Below are 20,981 nucleotides of genomic sequence, written 5' to 3' on the forward strand. Positions count from 1 at the left end.
AAGCACAAGGAGAACACACTTATTTACAGGTGTCTTTTGCAGGTCTGTACATTTTCTGAATCGGTATGTCTGTGGACGGACACACAGCTCTTGAGCGCCGCATGGTTTATAGGTGCCAGATGTCGGCGTTGTACTGGGCGATGGTGCGGTCGCTTGAGAAGAAGCCGGCGTTGGCGATGTTTTTAACCATCTTGCGTCCCCATGTGAGGCGGTCTTCGTAGTCGGCGAAGGCTTTCTCTTTGGTCTGGCAGTAGTCCTTGAAGTCAGGGAAGGTCATGAACCAATCCTTGTTGAGGAGTTCGTTGTAGAGACGCTCAAGGTTCTCCTTCTGACCTGCTGCAAGAAGCTCGTCTGATACGATGAAGTCTACGCACTTCTTGAGGTTTGCATCCTTTTCGTAGTAGTCGCGTGAACAGTAGCTTGCATCTGCGTAGCGCTTGATTACTGTATCTGAATCTTCGCCAAAGATGTAGATGTTGTCATCACCTACGAATTCGTGCATTTCTACGTTGGCGCCATCCATTGTTCCGATTGCTACGGCTCCGTTGAGCATGAACTTCATGTTTGAAGTACCAGATGCTTCTTTTGAAGCGAGTGATATCTGCTCGTGGATATCGCAGGCTGGGATAAGCTTTTCTGCAAGTGTTACGTTGTAGTTTTCAACCATAACAACCTTGAGATATGGGCTTACCTCTGGATCCTTTGCAATGATTTCTGATAAGCAGAGGATAAGGTGAATGATATCCTTTGCGATAACGTAAGCAGGTGCAGCCTTTGCGCCAAAGATAACTGTGATTGGACGAGCAGGCTTTTTGCCTTCTTTGATTTCAAAATATTTGTTGATTACGTAGAGGGCGTTCATCTGCTGACGCTTGTACTCATGAAGTCTCTTAATCTGAATGTCGTATACGCTGTTGTCGTCGATTTCGATGCCCTGTGTCTTTGCAAGGTAGTTCTTGAGAACAGTCTTGCGTGTGTTTTTAACATCAAGGAAACGCTGAACAACTGCATCGTCATTCATGTACTGCTCGAGCTTCTTAAGCTCTGTAGCATCCTTCTTGAAGCCAGGACCAATAAGCTCTTCAATAAGCTTAGAAAGCTCTGGGTTGCAATATAGTAACCAGCGACGGAATGTGATTCCGTTTGTCTTGTTGTTGAACTTTTCAGGATAGAGTTCATAGAATTTATGTAGCTCTGTCTCCTTTAATATTTCAGTATGAAGTGCAGCAACACCATTGATTGAAATGCCATAGTGGATGTCCATGTGTGCCATGTGTACAAGACCATCCTTGATAATGGCTACATCAGGGTCTGCAACCTTCTTTGCAATACGGTTGTGAAGCTCGCGAATGATAGGCATGAGCTGTGGAACAGCCTTCATCATAAAGTGGATCGGCCACTTTTCAAGGGCTTCTGCGAGGATTGTGTGGTTTGTGTAAGCTGTGCACTTTGAAACCACATCAATTGCCTCGTCCATTGTAAGCCCACGAATCTGAAGGAGTCGAATGAGTTCCGGTATAACCATTGATGGGTGTGTATCATTAATCTGAATTACAGCATAATCTGCTAAATCATAAAGGTTTGAGCCCTTTTCTACAGCTTCATCAAGGATGAGCTGGGCAGCATTTGAAACCATGAAATACTGCTGATAAACACGAAGCAATCTACCATTGTCATCAGAATCATCTGGGTATAAGAACAATGTAAGATTCTTTGTAAACTCGCTCTTATCGAAATTAATTCCATCTTTAATAATTGATTCATCTACTGTTTCTACGTCGAAAAGATGAAGCTTTGTTGTAACAGAATCATAGCCAGTTACATCTATATCATACATGCGAGATGTTACGTTGAAGCCACCAAAATCAACCTGATATGTGCGTTCTGTCTTTGTCATCCAGCTGTGTTCTGACATCCATGGGTTTGGTTCTTCATTCTGAAGATTATTTTTGAATACCTGCTTAAAAAGTCCCATGTGGTATGCCAATCCAACACCATCACCATTAAGACCAAGTGTTGCAATTGAATCAAGGAAGCAAGCTGCCAGACGACCAAGTCCACCATTTCCAAGTGAAGGCTCAACCTCGATTTCCTCTATTTCTGCAAGAGACTTTCCACAAGCCTCAAGCTCAGCCTTAACCTCATCATATATTCCAAGATTAATAAGGTTGTTTGAAAGGAGCTTACCAATCAAAAACTCAGCGCTGATGTAATAGAGCTTCTTCTTGCCCCCAGCAATCTCCTTGCTCTTAGCCTTATCTTTTACATACTCAAGTAAGCCAACATAAATCTCTTCATTTGTGCACTGATCCATGTGGCGACCAAATCGAATCTTAATATACTCATTTGCAGTCATAATTACCCTCCTAGGTGATTAATTAGTTACCATTTACTTGGATTATACTGCTCATATATGGGCTATTACTTGCACAAACCCACTATAAAGTGATACTATTCTATCAAAATAGGAGATAGACACATGATTAATATTAACGATTATCAGTCCATACATGAGGTTACTAGCCACTTTGACTACAACATTCCATACAACACATATCCTTGTACTATTCCGCTGGATTTTGATTCGGTGCCACTACACTGGCATGAGGATGCCGAATTTATCTATATAAAAAAGGGTGCAGGAATCATTATCATCGACGGAAATGAGAACACTGTAGCTGCCGGGGATATTGCCTTTATACTGCCAGGCAAGGTTCACGGAATCTATCAGCTTTCGGATAATTCTATGGAGTACGAAAATATAATTTTTGATTCAAAGATGTTTGCCTCTAACTTAGACGAATTCTATGACAGATTTCTCAAGCCATTTTTCGAGAACACCGTGGATATTCCCCAAGTTTTTAGGCCTGGTGTCACCGGATATGAAAGTATAAAAAAATATCTAGACAGCAACGACAACATCTCCAGCCACCGGGAAGGTGCCTGGGGACTTGCCATCAAAGGCAATCTCTATCTGCTTCTATTTAATTTGGTTACGCTTTATGAAAATAAGATTGATACAAAGAATAAGAAAAAAATCGACAAGCTAAAGCCTGTCATCAAATATGTAGAATTGAATTATGGTAATCAAATCACCGTTGCTGAAATGGCAGATTTGGCAGGTTTTTCGGAATCTCATTTTATGAGATTTTTCAAGGAGGCCTTCGGCGTAAGCTTCATCACATATCTGAACGACTACAGGCTTTCCATGGCATCCCGCCTGCTTTTGGAATCAGAGGAAACAATCCTTACCATATCCCAGCAGGTTGGCTTTGAAAATCTTTCCCACTTCAACCGTCAGTTCAAACGTAAATACAATAAAACTCCCAGAGAATATAAAAAAGCATAGCAGCCGTAACTGCTATGCTTTATCTTTTCATTTCTAATTAGTACCAACCAAACGAATCGTATGATTCATCCTCATAGTAGTAATCATCGTAATAGTCATCATCATAATAATCATCGTAGTAATAATCATCATAGTAATAATCATCATAATAGTAGCTATCATCGTAGTAGCTATCATATCCATACAATCCAAGAACCAACGAATAGATAGCTTCATCATCGCCAGACTTTAATGTCTCGCTGATTGTCTTGAGAACCTCAACGTATTCGCTAGGTACCTTTGCTGCCTCAAGGTTGCTAACTGTTGATGACAAATCAACGATTTTGAGAAGATCAATCATCTCTTCTCCATCCATATTTTCAAGGTCGTAAACTGTTCCGGCCTTTGCCATATCTGGCACATCTTCCATTGAGTATGAAAGATTTACCTGAAGAAGTGAATCGTTGTCTGCCATGACGTTCATGTCGATTTTACCAGTAGTACCTTCTGTCTGAACAACGAAATCGTACTGAGCAAGTGCAAGGAACTGCATGTCATCCTCATAGATTGACTCTGTCATTCCTTCGCCAAGTGTAACAAGGAACTCTGCGTTTACACCACGTGTCTTTCTATATGTCTTCTGATCAAAGTTCTTAACATCAATAGTAAAGTACTCTTCGTCATCTAATGCAACTGTGTATGTTCCGTTTAAGAACTCATCCTGTGATGTGCCCTTACCATCAATTGTAAGTGCCTCGCCTTCAGTATTAACAATCTTTAGCTTAAGACCTGAATCAGCGCCATCCTCTGGCATGTATAATGTAAATACTTCGCCTTCAGCATCATCGTCATATGAGATACCCTTGATGTTGAATGCGCTATCAAGGTAAACATAAAGAACACCAACATCCTTGTTCTTCTTAGGATTCTTTTCAATCTTCTCTAATGTCTTCTTTGCATCCTTCTTAGCATCAGAAACATCTGATGTAATGTCATTCCAGTACTCTTCTGCATCTGCATACTCTGAATACTCGTCTGACTGAATCTCTGCCTCAAGGAATGGCATAAGCATTTCCTTAAGATCATCATCTTCCTCGAATGCTTCTGCTAAATCATATGTAAGCTGAGCATCTGTCTTTGCGTCGATTGTGATAGCAAGCTCTGTGTATGTAGCCTTTACGCCGCTTGCTTTGATTTCCTTTTTGTCCTTTGTGATATCTGCGCCTGCAAGATCCTTCTTGATGATGCTTGCGTAGTTATCAGCTGTTGTGCTCATCTGAGCAGGTGTTGGATATGTCTCTGCGTATGTTGAAAGCTGTGTTGTGTAATCAGCGATTGCCTCAACAATTTCCTGCTTGTCAAAATCTGAGCCAGCAATGAATGATGCATCAGAAACGATTTCTGGGGCTGAGACGTAAGCCTCGCCTGCATTTGCATCAATAAGTGCCTGGAATGTAGTGATGTGTGTTCCATTGATGCTTGCATCTACATCAAGTCCTAATGACTCATCCTGAACATCCATAGCGATTGTTGCACCTGCGCTATTGAACCAAGAAATATCAGCAGCAGTCATGCCCATTTCGTCTGCTAAAAGGCTCTTGATTTTGTCGCCAAGTGTAAAATCTACTGAAAGAGTCATATCTCCATTTAAATCAGCGTATGATTCCTGGATTGAATTGTAGCTAACTTCATATTCCTCAACAAGGCTACCTGACTGATTGTCGATTGCTTTAGAAAGCATCTTTGCAGGGTTGTTGATGAATTTATATGCGAAGAATCCGCCTACTGCAAGAAGTGCAATTACAACCACTACAACAATAGCGATGATAATTCCTTTCTTGCCCTTCTTAGGAGCTGGAGCTTCCTCAGCTGGTGGAATTGGTGACCACTGTGGAGCTGGCTCTGGAGTAGGCTGCTCTACTGGAGCTTCTGCTGCTGGCTGCTCCTCAGCCTGGGCAGACTGCTCAGAAAGCACTTCATCTACTGTAAGAACTTCCTCTGTATTTTCCTCTACTGGAATTTCCTCTACTTCAGGAGCTTCTTCTGTCTCCGATACTTCCTCTACTGTCTCTTCTACAACTTCTTCTACTGGTTCCTCAGCCTGAACCTCTTCTACTTGTGGCTCCTCTGCAGGAGTTTCTTCAACTTCTGGAGCAGCCTCTACAACTGGCTCCTCAACAGGGGCTTCCTGTGGTGCTGGAGCTACAGGCTGCTTTGCTGGAGTTCCACACTTTGGACAGAACTTTGCTGTGGCGCTAAGTTCAAATCCACATTTAGTACAAAACATAAATCTTCCTCCCTCTCACTTTGAGTGTCGCTTGATGGTATTAATTATATACCATAAAATTAAAAAAGCAATACCATAAATTAATAAACTTTTTAAATAATATAAATCATGGATGCTATATAAATAGTGGAATGTTGGGCAAAATCGCTGTAAAATACGGCCTTCTTTGAAGTCGATGAATACAGGGGAAAGTATTGCCGATGCCATGATAAGAATCGGTGTAACGATTCCAAGTCCCTTAATGCTATGAATGATTTCTCTGATAAAAATAGCCACCACGATGACTACAAAATCATATGCAGCAATAGTCGCAATCTCTCTTCCCAGGGAAGTGAACACACCTCCCCAGCGCAAGCCAACAAGTACCATTATTGTCGGAATAAAAATTATAACTAGATAGTAAAGCAAATCTCTTAGTATAAAGAACCTTGTCTTCCACCAAATAAACAGGCCTTTTGCCTCATCCTCAAGATAATACATGGATGCTGCTATTCCACAAAGGAGAAGCCACAGCGCCAGGATTCCACGAAGAGGCATCATCAGATAATTAGTATCTTCAGATGAATTGTCTGTGCCATCAACATAGCCCATCTCAAAAAGATTGCCATTAATCTCGTAATTATCATATGTTTCGATGATGTGGTTCAACTGATCCTCGGTAGGATTGTCACCGTAAACATTTTTTGAAATATAGTAGATAGCCATTTGTCTGGCAATCATAGGGTAAACCCTACTGGAGAGGACCTCCCTGCCAAGCATGTGTGTAAGACCACTTTCACGGATAATGATTTCTATCTTTGTTTTGGTCTTGCCCTTTGTAGCCATGTTATCCACAAGAGTATCCAAATCTTCTGGCACAATCCACCCTTCAGTAAGCTGCTGTGACTCCACATCCTTCACTACTTCATCTGCATCGTCATAAAACTTAAAAAGCAGACTACCTGGATTGGATTCCAGATTCTCTTTCAGCCATTTTGAGCAGCTGTCATCACCTGGGATGTAGACGCCAATCGTCATGAGCCCCGATGGTGCAGCACTCATAGCATTTAGCATGAGCACCATCAATGGCACCACCAAAAGCATGGCTATGTAACTTTTCTTTTTTAATAACCTTTTTAATAGTAGTAAATATTTCATCCTTATTTCATCTTCTGTCTTCTCACAACCATTGCAATTCCAAGGAATGCCACGGTGTAAGCGCACATAATCCAATAGTATAATCCTGTCTCATCGTCGGTAATCACACCGCCCATGTATGAAAACGCCACACCTGACGGAATGAACTCGCCAATTCTTTGGACGATTGAAGGGAAGAATGTCTTTGGATAGAAATATCCAGACACGTATCCCATTCCAATGTAAAGCATAAATGCCACCAGAATTTTGTTGATGACACCTACCAGAATCTCAAAAATCATAAATCCTAATGCAGCAAACATGATGGATACTGGAAGCAATTTGCCTGCAATTTCTCCTAATGTCTTCATCAGATTTACATCTGTCTCCACAGAATCCAGCACGCCAAAATGAATAGCCGCTGCCATCAGTCCAAATATCACTGCCATGCAAATGATGTTGATGGTCAAAAATGGGATATACTCACCAAACACCTGGGCCACAGCACCGATGCCTTTTGATTTCATGAACCTGATTCTTCCATCCTTTTGACCAAGGAAAAATGAGATGGCACAGAATGAAAGCAGAAGCATGAAGAACAATAGTATTCCAAGGAAATAATAGGCTGGTGTGGATAGACCATCTGATAGGCCAAGCTCTGTGATTTCTGCCACATTGGTTCTGACGATTAGCGCCGAAATATATCGCATAAACAAATCGTTTATTTTCTCGGAGCGATAGTTTTTATCGAAGCCCTCTTCCTTCATCAATTGCCTAAGGGTAAGTATGCCTGTCTCGGAATAAATAATGATGTGAGTTGCAATTGATGAAATCTCGTCCATCATTACATTTGAAATACCTTTTTGACCTGATGTGGCATAGTATTTTAGCTTCGCATCATTTGTCATTGCATCAAGGGCATTGCTGAACTCTTCCGTAATTACGATATAGGCAGAAATATCAGCGTTTCTTAAAGCCTGCTTGGCAGCCTCTTCATCATCGTACTCTACCAGCTCAATCATGTAGCGGCTTTCATCCAAAGTGCCAATCATGTAGATTCCAAGGCTTATCATTTCATCGTCGGTATCACCAACAACACCAAGCTTGTATCGCTGCTGCTCTGATGCGTATGTGTCGCTATAGATAAGTGCATACCCTGTCACAGACAGCAAAAAAGCCACCACTAAAATCATTGCGAGTATTCCGGGTAGCAGTTTAAATATTCGTTTATATTGAATTAGCAAATAATCTTTAAACTTTACCATAACTCTATAATCTTCCTATCAAATGAGGAATGTCCCCGTCGTACTTGTAAGGCACAAGCTTGCCTTCCTTAAGAATGAAGCATTTGTCGCAGAGCTCTATCTCCTGCACCTCGTGTGTTGCAATAATCAAAGAACCCCCCTGGCGCTTGAACTGCTCAAAGTAAGTGTATATTCTCTCCTTGCACACCAAATCAAGAGCCGCTGTTGGCTCATCCAAAAGCATAAGCTTTGGATTGGAATTGATAGCGCAGCCAATTGTGAGACGCTTCTTCATGCCGCCTGACATTTGATTTACAGGAACCTTTATGAACTGGTCGATTCCAAGCATCGCCAGAAAGCCGTCCTGAAGCTCCTTCTTCAACTTGTCAGGTTTGTACCACATGCGCAGATTGTCCCAGGCGTTAAGCTCTGTAATCAGAGGTGTCTCCTGTGGAACGTATGCCACAAGCTCATTTCTTAATTTTGTATTTTTCAGCAAATCCTTGCCATCGATGTTGAAAAAGCCAGAATTAGGCTTTTGAAGTCCCGCTAGAATTGTAAGAAGTGTAGATTTTCCACTACCATTCTCCCCGAGGATTCCCACAATCTCGCCAGGCTCTACCGTAAAGTCGATACCTGCCAAGACTGTGTGCTTCCCATATTTCTTTTTAACATTTTTTATTTCAATCATTACTCAAATAGCCCCTTGTAATTGTAGGTTGTGTAAAAATCAAGCTCTACATTAATGTATTCCTCGTAGTTGTCCTTAGTAAGTTCATCTGTGCCAGAATACATCCAACCTAAAATCTGCAAATTAATCCAATCACCATGATGACACTCATCACTGTAATTGTCCAGATTTGTTGTAACATCAAACTCATTGTTGAATGAGAATAGATGGATATTGTCACACTCAAGCATTAGCTCGATTGCATATTTTTCCGCTGCTATCCATCTTTGAACTGTTCCAAGCTCGTTTTGCGAACCCCACCATGCAATGGAGTATGGTGTGAAATAATAGTAAAACTGAATGTCCGGATTGTCCTTTGCAAGCTGAACAACATTCTGTGTGATGTTTTCCTTAACCTGCTGCTTTACCTCATCAACGAATGGCTCTCTAGAGGTTGGCTCCGCAAATTCGGTTCTATCTCCCAAAACTACATCTGCCCCAAATTCCGCTGTGTCCATCCAGTTGGCATAGTCATCGAAGCTAGTGATGCCGGCTTCCTTTCCGGCTGCTGCATCTGCAAGCATTGGTATGCAGATATCGAACAGTACCTCTTTATTGAAGAAATAGTTTACGTCATTGAAGATGTTATCGTCGTAAAGATAATCTGGATAATCTCCCAAATCATCACGAATCCTGTTGGCATCATCCATAATGTAGGAATAATCCAGAGGACGAATCACAAGCTTAAGGTCTGGATTCACTTCAATGGCATTTGCAATGTTGTCGTTAAGCTCCTTGTAAGTGCCGCCAGCAAATGTGGTCTTAATTGAATTAACTCCAAACAGCTCATCCACTTCGCTAGTCTTGTAATTTTCCGCCATAGATGTGCCTATCACCATAGCATCATAATCAAAATGCTTGATGATTCCATCGTTTTGGCTTCGCTCATTATTCAATTCGTAATAAAGGCCTGAAAGTGGTCCGTGATAATGGAAGTATGGATCTACCACAATAATCACACTGGCAAATCCTACCAACAATATCATCAACACCGCAAGCATAGCGGCCATCCATCTTTTACTACTTTTAAACATATATAATCCTAAAAATTAAAATATAAAAATGTGCTGATTCCGCTAAGTGAGAAGATACTGAGGGCAATCAAAAATGCTGTCCAAAGCATAGTGCTTATCTTTAGCTGGAACTCCTGCATCTTTTGGTTTGAATTCTTTGCTCCAAGCACAATAAACAGTGCAAGGAAATAATAGATTCCAACATAAATAAATGGAAGTGAATTTGTAAGTGCGGTTCCATCCAGGAAGTATTTCAACACTGGTGTCTGGAATGCGCTAAGGATGTTCACATCGATGTTGGTGAAATCTACATATAAAATCTGCTTTATAAACTCGATTGCATCAACCATTGTATCTGCTCTGAAAAAGATAAGTGACATTGCGAAAAATACCTGTGTCAGCATCCATCCAAGGGCAGGGTGCATTTCATCGAAGGTCTTTTTGTTCATGCGAGTGATGATAACAAAGATACCGTTTAACACGGACCAAACTACAAAAGTCCACTGGGCACCATGCCAGAATCCACTGAGCAAGAATACGATGAAAAGATTGAAGCATGTTCTTACATTTCCACGGCGATTTCCACCGAGAGGGATGTACACATATCTGGTGAAGAATCGACCAAGTGTGGCATGCCAATGATTCCAGAAGCTTGCAATGTTGAGCGTCTTGTATGGGCTATCAAAATTAACTGGCAAATCTATGTTGAGCATCTTTGCAAGGCCTGTGGCCATGTCGCAATATCCGCTGAAATCAAAGTACAGCTGGAAGTAATATGCAATCATCACAAGGATTGCGTTGGTAGCTTTCAAATCTGCCACCTGGGTGTAGCCCCAGTTTACAGCCACGCCAAACACATCTGCTATCAATATCTTTTTACCAATACCCATGGAAAACATGTAGAAGCCCTTTGCCATGTTGTCCCAATCCACAGTCTTTTTACTTGGATTTAATAGCTGAGGAATCATTTCATCATGGGTAACGATTGGGCCGGCAACCAGCTGTGGAAAGAAGGTGACATAGCAAGCATATGTAAGGAAATCGTACTTAGGCACCTGTCCTCTGTAAGTATCCACGATAAATGAAATCTGCTGGAATGTGAAAAAGCTAATTCCAAGAGGAAGAGCAATATTCATAAATGGCCAGTCAGTTTTAAATATCGTATTTACGTTATCAATGAAGAAATCCATGTACTTGTAATAAAAGATTATTCCAAGATTTACAGCCACACCTAGTATCATCACCGGCTTGCAGGATTTCAAATAACCAACGTTATCTATGGTGACTGAATCCAGCTCCGAATTCATTGTAGTCGCTTCGAGTATGGCACCATTTTGCAATCTTTTCATCCACAGGTAAAACAAATAATTTACGATCACACTGGAGATGATAATCAGCAGATACCCCGGATTGAAATATCCATAGAACCACAATGACATTCCAAGCAGAAAAACAAGACCAAGCTTGTACCGCTTAGTCTTATTAAGTAAAAAATATCCTAGTATGCAAATTGGTAAAAAAACAAAAATAAAAATATAAGAATTAAATAACATCTACTTCCTAGTCCGCAAGTTACGGATACAAGCCTTGGTATTGCTTCGTTCCGAGATTGGTCACTTCAGCAACACCAAGAGCTTGTTTCCTACTTGCTCATCTAAATATTATATTTTTTATTAACCACCGTTAGTGGAGAGCCTGCGCTATGTCGGCGATGAGGTCTTCGCTGTCCTCGAGGCCGCAAGACACACGGATAAGGCCTGCTGGGATGCCAGCTGCCTCAAGCTGCTCATCAGTCATCTGACGATGTGTAGATGTAGCTGGGTTTAAGCAGCAGCTTCTAGCATCAGCAACATGTGTCTCGATAGCGATGAGCTTGAGCTTCTTCATGAATGATTCTGCTGCAGCTCTGCCTCCATTGAGCTCGAATGAAACTACGCCACATCCTCCGTTTGGAAGATATTTCTGAGCCATCTCATAATATTCGTCTCCCTCAAGGTTTGGATAAGTAACCTTCTTTACCTCTGGGCATGACTGAAGGAATTTTGCAACAGCAAGTCCGTTTTCAGCATGGCGAGGCATACGAACGTGAAGTGACTCCAATCCAAGGTTGAGGATGAATGCGTTCTGTGGAGACTGGATGCTTCCAAGGTCACGCATAATCTGTGCAGTAGCCTTTGTAATGAAAGCGCCCTCCTTGCCGAACTTCTCTGCGTATGTGATTCCATGGTAGCTATCATCTGGAGTGCAAAGTCCTGGGAACTTATCTGCATAAGCCATCCAGTCAAACTTTCCTGAATCAACGATACATCCACCAACGCCTGCGCCGTGGCCATCCATATACTTTGTTGTAGAGTGTGTAACGATATCTGCGCCCCACTCGATTGGACGGCAGTTTACTGGTGTTGGGAATGTGTTATCAACAATAAGTGGAACGCCATGAGCGTGTGCCACCTTTGCAAATTTTTCTATATCTAAAACTGTAAGGGCTGGGTTTGCAATTGTCTCGCCAAACATTGCACGTGTGTTATCCTGGAATGCTGCGTTCAACTCTTCCTCTGATGCATTTGGTGAAACGAATGTAACATCAACACCCATCTTCTTCATTGTAACAGCGATAAGGTTGAATGTACCACCGTAGATTGATGAAGATGCAACGATGTGACTGCCGCACTCACATACGTTGAATAATGCGTAGAAATTGGCTGCCTGTCCGCTGGATGTAAGCATTGCAGCTGTACCACCTTCAAGTGCTGCGATTTTTGCAGCCACGTAATCGTTTGTAGGATTCTGAAGTCTTGTATAGAAATAGCCTGATGCCTCAAGGTCAAAAAGCTTTCCCATATCCTCACTAGTGTCATACTTGAAAGTTGTAGATTGTACAATTGGAATCTGTCTTGGCTCACCATTTCCTGGTGTATAACCTGCCTGCACACATCTAGTTCCAATTCCCTGCTTATTCATGTCTTGCCCTCCTGAAATACTAAAATACAAAAATGGAGTATGAGGTGAATAATAACATGATTTCACCACATACTCCTAAACTTTACCATATTAAAGCGGCATTTTAAATATTAATTCTATCTAATTATTTCATCATAACGAGCTGAAACCTTGGACCAATCAAGGACCTCCCAGAATGCTTTGATGTAATCTGGGCGCAGATTCTTGTACTTAAGATAGTAAGCATGCTCCCAAACATCAAGTGCAATGATTGGTGTCCAGCCTTTGCCCTCCGATAATGGATTGTCCTGATTCAAAGAATTTGATGCATGAAGCTCTCCATTTGAATCTACCGAAAGAAATGCCCAGCCCGAACCAAACTGAGCTGCTGCAAGTTTTGAAAGTTCTTCCTTGCAAGCTTCCACACTGCCAAAAGCTTTGTTTACTGCATCAGCAAGCTTGCCTGTTGGTGCCTTTACCGCATCAGGAGAAAACATTTCAAAATAAAGATTATGATTATAATATCCGCCACCCTGATTTCTGATACCCTTGCGCAATGTCTCATCTGAAATCTTATCTAAGTTTGCAAGGACTTCTGCTGCTGGCTTGTCCGCCACACCAGCTTTAGCTGCAAGATCATTGAAATTGTTTGTATAGGTTGCATGATGCTTGCCATGATGAGTCTCGATTGTGAGTTTATCAATATATGGCTCCAAAGCATCTGTCGCATAAGGCAATTTGATTTGTTCGTACATGTGTATTCTCCTTTCGTTTTCAGCTGGCTTCCGCCAGTTCCCTTGGATTTGTATACACATTTTAACATATTGCCTACTCAATTATAATCAAATCTATGTAAAATATTTCTATATTTTTAGCTAGCCTTAAGTCGCTTCCCATTATCCCATAATTCATCACAGGACAAATCTAGATCATCATTCCAGATAATTCCATATCCACCAACATCAACTGATACTGATTCAAATAAAGAACTATCCTCCATTAGTTGATTAAAAGCTGGTATTGTCTCTGCTAAATCTTTAATACTATATTCCTTTGTCTGACCTTCAACAAAATGAACTTGTAATTTATAATCAGGCATCGCCTTTACATCTTTTATCTTATGAAACATATTTACCTCCTATTCAAGAGAACGTTCCTCTTTTATGGAAATATATCACTATACTTTGACGTGAACAAGAAGAATATTTCCCTCTTCCGCTCCAAAAGTATTGAATTAATCATATCTAAAAATTTAATACTTAAGATTCTATATTTTTATCACAAGGCTTCCCACAATCCTTATTAATTCAGGAGCTTGTGATAAATTATCTTCCATTTTCCTCTTTTTTTATCACAAGACTTCTCGCAATCCTTATAAATTCATTAGCTTGTGATAAATTATCTTCCATTTTCCTCTTTTTTTATCACAAGACTTCCCACAATCCTTATTAATTCAGGAGCTTGTGATAAATTATCTTCCATTTTCCTCTTTTTTTATCACATAACTTCCCACAATCCTTATAAATGCGTTGGCTTGTGATAAATGGCCGCCAGCCCCTCCTTTTAATGTGACTTGTGGCTTTGCCACAGTCCCAGTTTCAAGCCTGCTTGACTAACATTTATCTGCCAAAAGTTATGAAGTCAAGGGAGCGAAGCTCCGAAGGCTTGCCCTTGACTGAAATAACTTGGCAGATATGATGTGTCTAGCAGGTTGAAACAATAAAAAAACACCTCAGCCTTAGCTGAGGTGTCATAATCATTACTCTGTGTATGCGTTCATTGCGTCAATGACCTGGTTGATTTCGTCGTCGGTGAGCTCTGGGAACATTGGGATTGTTACGCCGTGCTCTGCGAGGTCCTCGGCAACTGGGAAGTCTCCGTGCTTGTAGCCGAGCTTGCCGAAGCATGCCTGCTCATGCATTGGAACTGGGAAGTAAACGCCTGTAGCGATGCCCTTTTCTTCCATGTATGCTCTAAACTTTGCTCTGTCGTTTACGCGAAGTGGGTAAACGTAGAAGATATGCTCGTTGAAATCAGCAACTACTGGCTTTGCGAAAGCTGTGTTTGTAATCTTTTCGTTGTAGATTGCTGCGATTTCACGGCGGCGAGCGTTCCAATCATCAAGATGTGGAAGCTTAACTGAAAGCATTGCTGCCTGCAGTGCATCAAGACGAGAGTTGAAGCCGACTAAGTAATTGTAGTACTTTGGAAGATTTCCGTGGAAATCAACCTTTGACTCGTCGAACTCCTGGCCGTTTAATCTAGCGTATGTGTAAGCGCCGTTGAGACCTGAACCGTGAACACGGAAAGCCATAGCAGCCTTGTATAAATCTTCGCTGTTTGTAACGATGATACCAGCATCGCCTGCTGCACCAAGGTTCTTTGTAGGGAAGAAGCTTACGCATGCCATATCACCAAGTGAGCATGTGCGACGTCCCTTATACTTAGCGCCTGCAGCCTGTGCGCAGTCTTCGATGACAAGTGCGTTGTGGCTGTGAGCGATTCTGCAAATCTCATCCATATCTGCAGCCTGACCGTAGATGTGAACTGGGATAACTGCCTTTGTCTTTGATGTGAAAGCAGCCTCAAGCTTGCTTGGATCCATTGTGTAAGTCTCTGGTGTGATGTCTACAAATACTGGAGTTGCACCAACCTGAGCAATTGCCTCTGCTGTAGAAACAAATGTCATAGCTGTTGTGATAACTTCATCACCTTCACCAATGCCTGCTGCAAGAAGTGCGATTACAAGGGCATCTGTACCATTGCCAACACCTACTGCATACTTTGCACCACAGTATGATGCAAATTCATTTTCAAAATTCTGAACCTTTGGTCCTAAAATATATCCGCCTGAGTGAAGCACCTCAAGTGCTGCTGCATCAAGCTCATCCTGAAGAGACGCATACTGTCTCTGCACATTCATAACTGGTATCATAATTTCCTCCTTATACGCGAGCTCTTTTAGTTTCTCATGCTCCCGCAGGGCACCCTCCATACCTTCGCATGGGGCCTCCCCGCCGGCGTGGGTCCCCACCATGCTTGGCATGGTACTTCCCTGCTCGCGCTTACCTAATTTAATTAGCTCGCTCACAACTATTATATATCTTAGCTACAAGCTATCTCTACTACTTAACTATGCCTACTTAGTCGGCTTAGTACTTTATCCTTTACGTATTCCACCTCTTCGATGCGCATCATCATGAGGATGACGATGTAGCCACCGATGCCGATTACGGCTGAGAGGCCAAAGATAAGGATGTTGCTATCAAATAAATGCTTCATCAAAAGCACAACAAGGACTACAAATATAGCTCCTGGAATCTGCTTTAGCAGAACAGGTATGTGTTCAAGGAATCTGTAATCTTTGATGTGGCGCTTTAGCATCTGTGAGTTAATCAAAAAGTTGACTGTCAAGCTGATGGAGCTGGCAATGGAAATACCCATAACTCCAATGACATGTGACAGCGCAATACTAAAGATGATATTGGCGCCCACAGCGAAGATTCCTGAAATCATCGCTCGCTTGGTGTCCTTAAAAGAATAAAGTCCTCTTAAAATAATATCACGTACGCCCATACTAGTAAAACCTACTGCATAACCGATGAGAGCTGCACTTGTAAGGGCGATGGATTTCTCGCCGAAGTTACCTCGTCCAAAGGCGATAGTAACGATTTCCCTTGCACACATACAGGTGACAAGTGTGATTGGAATCATGATGCAAATCATGACGTTGATAGCTTTTTTCATGGTACCGATAAGGCTATCGTAATCACCCTCGGCTGTGTATGTGGAGAAGTTTACATATAAAACATCTACCAGGTTGTTTACCAGGATGATTGTTACGAAATCTTCCAGGGATACTGAGTATGATAATGCCGATACATTTCCGTGGCCAAGGCCTGTGGAAAGAGCACTATCAACAAGCTTGTTTATCTGTGAAACGGAGTTGCCGATGAATAGGGGCACCGCCGTCAAAAGTACTGTTTTAATCTCGGGCACATCCTTGAATGCTACGAAGGTGAACTTGAAATATCTGCGTCCACGAATCAAAAGCAATGAGCCAAAGATGATGTAGCTTAAATACTGAGCAATGATCAGTGATGTAACTGCCTGCACATTGTAGAGAATCAGGATGCACAAGATGGTTGTGATACTGGTGATTGCTGATTCTGTACGACTGACTACGAAGTCTTTGTTGGCGTCCATCATAGATGTCCAAACCAATGTGACTACCGCAAACAGGAAGAATGGATAGCAAATCTTAAGATATTGCTGTAAGTATTCCAGCTCTGTTGGTGTGTAGCCCTGGCCAAGCGCTGATGCGATGTAAGGTGTGATCATGTAGACAATCAGCAACACAAAAAGCACCACCGGAAGCAAGATTTCCAAGCATGCGCTCATCAGCTTTGACGCCGCTTCCCTACCACGCTGCACCAGGCAGTGGGTGTAGATGCTTACCAGAGAAATGGTGATGGCCCTGATAAAAGCAGATGAAAGTGTGCCTACGAAATTGAAGGCTACGAAATATATATCTGTTTCAAATGTTGTGCCGAAGAAATAAGCTATGACCATCTGCTTAACGAAGCCAAGTAGCTTAAAGCACAAAGTAAGTATCGTAATTACGATAGTTGTGCTTACGATACTTTTTGTCTGTTTACTCATATTTAATTCCTACTAGAAAAGTGATGTGATTGCTGTAAGGATATCTGAGCCAAAGCTTGCAATAACGATACCGAGGATGATAACTAACAATCCTGTTGCTTTCTTCGCTCCGATTTTTTCCTTAAGAAAAATCTTTCCTAAAACTGCTACCCAAATGTAACCAGTTGCCTCAAGGATTGGGCCTAAAGATAGATCTACGCCCTTGTAACCGATTACTGAGCAAAGTGATGCTCCAAAGAAAACGATGTATGCTCCCATAACCATTGGGTTAAGGTACTCTGCAATTTTGCTTGGATATTCTTTTTCAGCTGCCTTCTTTAAAACGATTTGTGAGCAAGAGGCAATGAAAGTACCAGTAAGCATGATTAACATAAATTTATTCATTGCTGCTTACCTCCTTTTTGCCAGCTTTTCCGTTGACTTCCTCATCACCGCTAACTACAAGATATACGCCGATGATAACAACGATTGCACCGATTATTTTCTGAACAGTAATCTGCTCGCCAAAAATCAATGCGCCCCAGATGAGGCCCCAAATTGTAGTGGCTGCTTTATTAGCATATGTAGTGATAAGTGGCAGATGCTTAAGAACCTGCTGCCAAGCAATAGCATAAAATCCAAGGATACAAACAACAAGCCCATAGAAGATAATCCACTTGAAGCTTAAAAACTGATAGCCTGAAGCCATCTTGGAACAAATGCTATTTACTGAAAATATCAAAATAATTACATGTAAAATGGCGAACCACTTTATAGTATCTTTTTTCATGAATTTGTCCTACTTTCTTAATTCTTATAAACCATTACAGTATAACGCTAGCTATGCGGAAAATCTAGTTTTGATTATTTCAAACGATATTTCTTAAATATTTCATACTGCCTTTGAAGCTCGGTTTCTTCATCTGTCAATAAGCCTTTTGCCTCCAAAACTCTTTCAATGGCCTGAGATACATCGAGTGTATGATATGGCAAAAACAGTCCTCTCAGTTCCTTAGGCTTTACAATTTTATAGGCTCTTGATGAAGAGATTTCATAAGAATAGCAAAAATATCTGTAGAAATACCCAATCCAAAACATTTCGTTATTTGAGTATTTCACTGATCCATAATTGGATGTTCCATACTGCTCATTTACTGATTCTAAGATATCACTCGCTTGTAGATTGGTTTCCAACAATGAACCATTATCCAGCTTTTTCGCAATATCACTATGCATATATCTTCTGATGAAAATTTCTGAGCTTGAATTCATTTTTTCTATCGACAATTCAAATGTTTTTGCCTGTATATCACATAGCAATAAGCCATCTTTATCAATTTTTCTTGCATTCATATTTCATCTCCTACTCGAGAATTTCATCTATATATTTACCCAGACCTCTGTAAGTTCTTCTGGCCAACTTTACCTTATCATCTCCAAGTTTGGCCTCTTCTGTTCTTATCTTTTTATAATAATCCCTCTCGCTTTGTGAAACATAACAGCGTTCCAACAACTTTATATGACTAACAGCTTTCTCACTGATAAACACATATTGATTTCCAAGATTTGTAGCTGCCAGGCAATGTTTGCACTGTTCATCAGTGATTTCACCATTTATAAAGGAGTTTATTATTTGGAACATCCTATTGTCGGCTATTGGGGCAACAATGTAATCACATTCTCTGGATTCTTCAATTATCTTTTTAATTTTAGGATGATTCTTATATTCATCTAAAGCTCCTCGATAATAGGCAATAGTCATCATCCATTCCTGATTCACCTTGTATTCCTTAGACATTAGTCCTTCAGGATTAAAATCTATAATATATGCTGAAGATTTATCAAATCCCGACACGAAAGATACAGCCTGCTCATATTTTTCTCCAGTATAAAACCCTTTGCCAAAATCATTATTATCTCTTCCATAGCAAACGTCTATTTCACCTTTAATCTCACTTTTCGCTCCATGAAATAGCTGCTTATGATTGATAGGCAAATTATCTCTGCATAACATTTCTTTCAGTCTATTAATCTTTATATTATTTTTAAATGCATATTCATATACCATCTCCAATAATTGCTCACTAGGATTTGTAACACCACTTTCATTACGTGATAATGTTATCTGCTGTACACCTAACTCCTTAGCAAGTTCTTCTTGGCTGATACCTAGAATTTCTCTTATAGACTTTAAATCTTGTGAAAAATTATACTCCATTGTGTACCTCCAACTTATTTATATCACATTACTTAAAGAAGTTCAATAAACTTATTTATATCACATTACTTAAAGAAGTTTGGTTTCCAAATAAAAGCGAGGCCTGCGCCTCGCTTCCTTTTTACTTATTCCAGTTTGCAAGCATCTCACGTACGTAATCTGTAGTCATGATTTTATCTACTGTGCCCTGTACGTCGAGACGATTTGTGTTGTGTGATGTGTATGCATCAGAAGCCATTGTGTGAACCTGGCCATCTACGAAGAACTTGTCGTAGTTGAGGTCACGGCCGTCTGGAAGTACACGATAGTAGTTGCCCATATCTACGGAACGAACGCACTCTTCGTTTGTCATAAGTGTCTCGAAAAGCTTCTCGCCGTGACGTGTTCCGATAATCTTTGTGCCTGTGTCGCCGAAGAGCTGCTGAACAGCCTTTGCAAGGTCGCCGATTGTAGAAGCATCAGACTTCTGAACAAAAAGGTCACCTGGCTCGCCGTGCTCGAATGCGAACATAACAAGTGCAACTGCCTCATCAAGATTCATGAGGAAACGAGTCATCTCTGGATCTGTGATTGTGATTGGGTTGCCTGCTTTGATCTGGTCGATGAAAAGAGGAATAACTGAACCACGTGAGCACATAACGTTGCCGTAACGTGTGGTGCAGATTGTAGTCTTGCCGGCTGCAACACGGGCGTTTGCACCAATAACCTTTTCCATCATAGCCTTTGAGATACCCATTGCGTTGATTGGGTACGCAGCCTTGTCTGTTGAAAGGCAAACAACTCGCTGAACACCTGCCTCTACTGCTGCATGAAGAACATTATCAGTTCCCTCTACGTTTGTACGAACTGCTTCCATTGGGAAGAACTCGCACGAAGGAACCTGCTTTAATGCTGCTGCATGGAAGATGAAATCAACACCTGGCATAGCATCCTGAACTGAGCGCATGTTACGAACATCGCCGATGTAGAACTTTACCTTGCCTGCAAGGTCTGGGTGCTCAGCCTGAAGCTGATGTCTCATATCATCCTGCTTCTTCTCGTCACGTGAGAAGATACGAATCTCCTTGAGGTCAGAATCAAGGAAGTGCTTAAGAACTGTACTTCCGAATGAACCTGTTCCTCCAGTAATCATCAAAGTCTTATCTTTAAATAATTCACAATTCATTTCTAAAATTTCCTCCACACCATCTTGTTAACCACGCCGGTGTAAGACTGAATAATCTTTACTACCTTTGTGGATACATTTTCCTCTATATAATCAGGAACAGGAATACCATAGTCCTGATTCTCGTTCATGTCAATTGCAGTTGTTACCGCCTGTAATAAAGAATGCTCGTCGATTCCAGCCAAGATAAAGCAAGCCTTATCGAGAGCCTCTGGGCGCTCGGTAGATGTACGGATGCACACTGCTGGGAATGGCTTGCCGATGCTTGTAAAGAAGCTTGACTCCTCAGGAAGTGTACC

General features: G+C 41.3%; 18 protein-coding genes and 1 pseudogene. 1 reads left to right on the plus strand and 18 read right to left on the minus strand.

Annotation, left to right across the window (positions count from 1 at the left end):
* Positions 1 to 106: 106 nt before the first annotated feature.
* On the minus strand, positions 107 to 2,356 hold the full coding sequence (locus tag E7274_RS12700) for a glycogen/starch/alpha-glucan phosphorylase (RefSeq protein WP_304176378.1): 2,250 nt from the start codon (positions 2,354 to 2,356) through the stop codon (positions 107 to 109).
* A gap of 123 nt (positions 2,357 to 2,479) precedes the next feature.
* Between E7274_RS12700 and E7274_RS12705 the strand changes: the two genes are divergently transcribed.
* Entirely contained in the window at positions 2,480 to 3,349 is an 870-nt protein-coding gene (locus tag E7274_RS12705; protein WP_304176380.1) for an AraC family transcriptional regulator, read from the plus strand.
* A 37-nt stretch (positions 3,350 to 3,386) separates the two neighbouring features.
* Here the strand turns inward: E7274_RS12705 and E7274_RS12710 are convergent, their stop codons facing one another.
* The 17 genes and pseudogenes from E7274_RS12710 to E7274_RS12790 form a co-directional block, all read right to left on the minus strand.
* A complete protein-coding gene (locus tag E7274_RS12710) occupies positions 3,387 to 5,615 on the minus strand; it encodes a zinc ribbon domain-containing protein (RefSeq protein ID WP_304176382.1) in 2,229 nt (742 codons plus the stop codon).
* 15 nt (positions 5,616 to 5,630) lie between these two features.
* Positions 5,631 to 6,752 (minus strand): ABC transporter permease, encoded by a 1,122-nt coding sequence (locus E7274_RS12715; protein WP_304176384.1) that lies wholly within the window; start codon positions 6,750 to 6,752, stop codon positions 5,631 to 5,633.
* A 2-nt stretch (positions 6,753 to 6,754) separates the two neighbouring features.
* A complete protein-coding gene (locus E7274_RS12720; RefSeq protein ID WP_304176386.1) occupies positions 6,755 to 7,996 on the minus strand; it encodes an ABC transporter permease in 1,242 nt (413 codons plus the stop codon).
* A gap of 4 nt (positions 7,997 to 8,000) precedes the next feature.
* Positions 8,001 to 8,666 (minus strand): heme ABC exporter ATP-binding protein CcmA, encoded by a 666-nt coding sequence (gene ccmA, locus E7274_RS12725; RefSeq protein WP_304176388.1) that lies wholly within the window; start codon positions 8,664 to 8,666, stop codon positions 8,001 to 8,003.
* Positions 8,666 to 9,739 (minus strand): hypothetical protein, encoded by a 1,074-nt coding sequence (locus tag E7274_RS12730; RefSeq protein ID WP_304176390.1) that lies wholly within the window; start codon positions 9,737 to 9,739, stop codon positions 8,666 to 8,668. Before E7274_RS12730 ends, ccmA begins: the two co-directional genes overlap by 1 nt.
* An 8-nt stretch (positions 9,740 to 9,747) precedes the next feature.
* The gene (locus E7274_RS12735) at positions 9,748 to 11,271 is read right to left on the minus strand and encodes an MBOAT family O-acyltransferase (protein WP_304176392.1); all 1,524 of its coding nucleotides are present in this window, start codon (positions 11,269 to 11,271) and stop codon (positions 9,748 to 9,750) included.
* 130 nt (positions 11,272 to 11,401) lie between these two features.
* Positions 11,402 to 12,679 carry an O-acetylhomoserine aminocarboxypropyltransferase/cysteine synthase family protein gene (locus E7274_RS12740; protein WP_033151909.1) on the minus strand — a complete coding sequence of 426 codons (1,278 nt, stop codon included), beginning with the start codon at positions 12,677 to 12,679 and terminating at the stop codon, positions 11,402 to 11,404.
* A gap of 116 nt (positions 12,680 to 12,795) precedes the next feature.
* Positions 12,796 to 13,413 (minus strand): superoxide dismutase, encoded by a 618-nt coding sequence (locus E7274_RS12745; protein WP_304176394.1) that lies wholly within the window; start codon positions 13,411 to 13,413, stop codon positions 12,796 to 12,798.
* A 116-nt stretch (positions 13,414 to 13,529) separates the two neighbouring features.
* The gene (locus E7274_RS12750; protein ID WP_304176395.1) at positions 13,530 to 13,787 is read right to left on the minus strand and encodes a DUF2442 domain-containing protein; all 258 of its coding nucleotides are present in this window, start codon (positions 13,785 to 13,787) and stop codon (positions 13,530 to 13,532) included.
* 630 nt (positions 13,788 to 14,417) lie between these two features.
* Positions 14,418 to 15,593 (minus strand): DegT/DnrJ/EryC1/StrS family aminotransferase, encoded by a 1,176-nt coding sequence (locus E7274_RS12755; RefSeq protein ID WP_330598849.1) that lies wholly within the window; start codon positions 15,591 to 15,593, stop codon positions 14,418 to 14,420.
* Between the two features lie 194 nt (positions 15,594 to 15,787).
* Positions 15,788 to 17,320 (minus strand): murein biosynthesis integral membrane protein MurJ, encoded by a 1,533-nt coding sequence (gene murJ / locus E7274_RS12760; protein WP_304176398.1) that lies wholly within the window; start codon positions 17,318 to 17,320, stop codon positions 15,788 to 15,790.
* A gap of 12 nt (positions 17,321 to 17,332) precedes the next feature.
* Entirely contained in the window at positions 17,333 to 17,704 is a 372-nt protein-coding gene (locus E7274_RS12765; RefSeq protein ID WP_074789868.1) for an EamA family transporter, read from the minus strand.
* Positions 17,697 to 18,089 carry an EamA family transporter gene (locus tag E7274_RS12770; protein ID WP_304176400.1) on the minus strand — a complete coding sequence of 131 codons (393 nt, stop codon included), beginning with the start codon at positions 18,087 to 18,089 and terminating at the stop codon, positions 17,697 to 17,699. Before E7274_RS12770 ends, E7274_RS12765 begins: the two co-directional genes overlap by 8 nt.
* Positions 18,090 to 18,163: 74 nt before the next feature.
* Positions 18,164 to 18,652, minus strand: coding sequence for an antitoxin (locus tag E7274_RS12775; protein WP_304176402.1), 489 nt, complete (start codon positions 18,650 to 18,652; stop codon positions 18,164 to 18,166).
* Between the two features lie 10 nt (positions 18,653 to 18,662).
* Positions 18,663 to 19,517: a DUF3990 domain-containing protein gene (locus E7274_RS12780; protein WP_304176404.1), complete on the minus strand. Its 855-nt coding sequence runs from the start codon at positions 19,515 to 19,517 to the stop codon at positions 18,663 to 18,665.
* A gap of 121 nt (positions 19,518 to 19,638) precedes the next feature.
* On the minus strand, positions 19,639 to 20,682 hold the full coding sequence (locus tag E7274_RS12785) for a polysaccharide biosynthesis protein (protein WP_304176406.1): 1,044 nt from the start codon (positions 20,680 to 20,682) through the stop codon (positions 19,639 to 19,641).
* A 2-nt stretch (positions 20,683 to 20,684) separates the two neighbouring features.
* Positions 20,685 to 20,981 (minus strand): annotated as a pseudogene (locus tag E7274_RS12790) (UDP-N-acetylglucosamine 2-epimerase (non-hydrolyzing)); the annotation flags it as partial.

Origin of the sequence: Pseudobutyrivibrio ruminis (genome assembly GCF_015057245.1) — a bacterium.
In the GTDB taxonomy this organism is placed as follows: Bacteria; Bacillota; Clostridia; order Lachnospirales; family Lachnospiraceae; genus Pseudobutyrivibrio; species Pseudobutyrivibrio ruminis_E.

What these genes read in the sequence shown, in the direction of transcription:
- E7274_RS12740 (WP_033151909.1), bottom strand. Translation starts at nt 12,679, where the DNA reads ATGAATAAGCAGGGAATTGGAACTAGATGTGTGCAGGCAGGTTATACA.
- murJ (WP_304176398.1), bottom strand. Translation starts at nt 17,320, where the DNA reads ATGAGTAAACAGACAAAAAGTATCGTAAGCACAACTATCGTAATTACG.
- E7274_RS12710 (WP_304176382.1), bottom strand. Translation starts at nt 5,615, where the DNA reads ATGTTTTGTACTAAATGTGGATTTGAACTTAGCGCCACAGCAAAGTTC.
- E7274_RS12720 (WP_304176386.1), bottom strand. Translation starts at nt 7,996, where the DNA reads ATGGTAAAGTTTAAAGATTATTTGCTAATTCAATATAAACGAATATTT.
- E7274_RS12770 (WP_304176400.1), bottom strand. Translation starts at nt 18,089, where the DNA reads ATGAAAAAAGATACTATAAAGTGGTTCGCCATTTTACATGTAATTATT.
- E7274_RS12735 (WP_304176392.1), bottom strand. Translation starts at nt 11,271, where the DNA reads ATGTTATTTAATTCTTATATTTTTATTTTTGTTTTTTTACCAATTTGC.
- E7274_RS12750 (WP_304176395.1), bottom strand. Translation starts at nt 13,787, where the DNA reads ATGTTTCATAAGATAAAAGATGTAAAGGCGATGCCTGATTATAAATTA.
- E7274_RS12745 (WP_304176394.1), bottom strand. Translation starts at nt 13,413, where the DNA reads ATGTACGAACAAATCAAATTGCCTTATGCGACAGATGCTTTGGAGCCA.
- ccmA (WP_304176388.1), bottom strand. Translation starts at nt 8,666, where the DNA reads ATGATTGAAATAAAAAATGTTAAAAAGAAATATGGGAAGCACACAGTC.
- E7274_RS12715 (WP_304176384.1), bottom strand. Translation starts at nt 6,752, where the DNA reads ATGAAATATTTACTACTATTAAAAAGGTTATTAAAAAAGAAAAGTTAC.
- E7274_RS12775 (WP_304176402.1), bottom strand. Translation starts at nt 18,652, where the DNA reads ATGAATGCAAGAAAAATTGATAAAGATGGCTTATTGCTATGTGATATA.
- E7274_RS12705 (WP_304176380.1), top strand. Translation starts at nt 2,480, where the DNA reads ATGATTAATATTAACGATTATCAGTCCATACATGAGGTTACTAGCCAC.
- E7274_RS12730 (WP_304176390.1), bottom strand. Translation starts at nt 9,739, where the DNA reads ATGTTTAAAAGTAGTAAAAGATGGATGGCCGCTATGCTTGCGGTGTTG.
- E7274_RS12780 (WP_304176404.1), bottom strand. Translation starts at nt 19,517, where the DNA reads ATGGAGTATAATTTTTCACAAGATTTAAAGTCTATAAGAGAAATTCTA.
- E7274_RS12785 (WP_304176406.1), bottom strand. Translation starts at nt 20,682, where the DNA reads ATGAATTGTGAATTATTTAAAGATAAGACTTTGATGATTACTGGAGGA.
- E7274_RS12755 (WP_330598849.1), bottom strand. Translation starts at nt 15,593, where the DNA reads ATGATACCAGTTATGAATGTGCAGAGACAGTATGCGTCTCTTCAGGAT.
- E7274_RS12700 (WP_304176378.1), bottom strand. Translation starts at nt 2,356, where the DNA reads ATGACTGCAAATGAGTATATTAAGATTCGATTTGGTCGCCACATGGAT.
- E7274_RS12765 (WP_074789868.1), bottom strand. Translation starts at nt 17,704, where the DNA reads ATGAATAAATTTATGTTAATCATGCTTACTGGTACTTTCATTGCCTCT.